The 605-nt window shown below is 71.2% G+C and carries 1 protein-coding gene; it reads left to right on the top strand.

The features are described from left to right. The coding region (locus tag A5785_RS11170) for a rhodanese-like domain-containing protein (protein WP_064866500.1) at positions 1–348 on the top strand (348 nt) is incomplete at its 5' end. Positions 349–605 lie beyond the last annotated feature (257 nt).

Here is a 605-nt window from a genome sequence, read left to right on the forward strand (position 1 = left end):
CCACAGGTACCGGTGACCGAGTTGCCGGACGACTTCACCGACGAGCCCGGCCGCGTTCTCCTCGACGTGCGCGAGGACGACGAATGGAACGCGGGGCACGTCCGAGGCGCAGTGCATATACCCCTCGGCGAGATTCCCGGCCGACTGGACGAGATCGACCTGGACTCAGAACTCCTCGTCATTTGCCATTCCAGCGGACGCTCGATGCGTGTCCTGCAGTACCTCGAGCAGGCGGGAATCGACGGTTCGTGTGTGCGCGGCGGCATGATCGCGTGGATCGAGAACAACAAGCCGGTGCAGACGGGACCGGGAGACACGGGTTCCGGCAACTCTCCGGACGCGAACTAGCGGCGGCACGATGTACGACATGTGTCCGCGGTGCCGCATCCAGGCACCGCACCGGGACGGGCGCGAGCACTGTCCGCGCTGCGGCGGCAACCTCGTGGTGGTCGAGTCCGCTCAGGCGGCCGCGCGGGTCCCGCGCCAGTCGGGGCCGCCCACCGCCGGGCCTCCCACACGTCCCGCCGGGCCCCCCGCACCTCCCGCCGGGCCGCCGGTCAACCGCCGCGCCGCGCCGCGGCCCGCGCCCCAGCAGCGTCCACAAC

Source organism: Gordonia sp. 852002-50395_SCH5434458 (genome assembly GCF_001665905.1).
Classification (GTDB): Bacteria; Actinomycetota; Actinomycetes; order Mycobacteriales; family Mycobacteriaceae; genus Gordonia; species Gordonia jacobaea.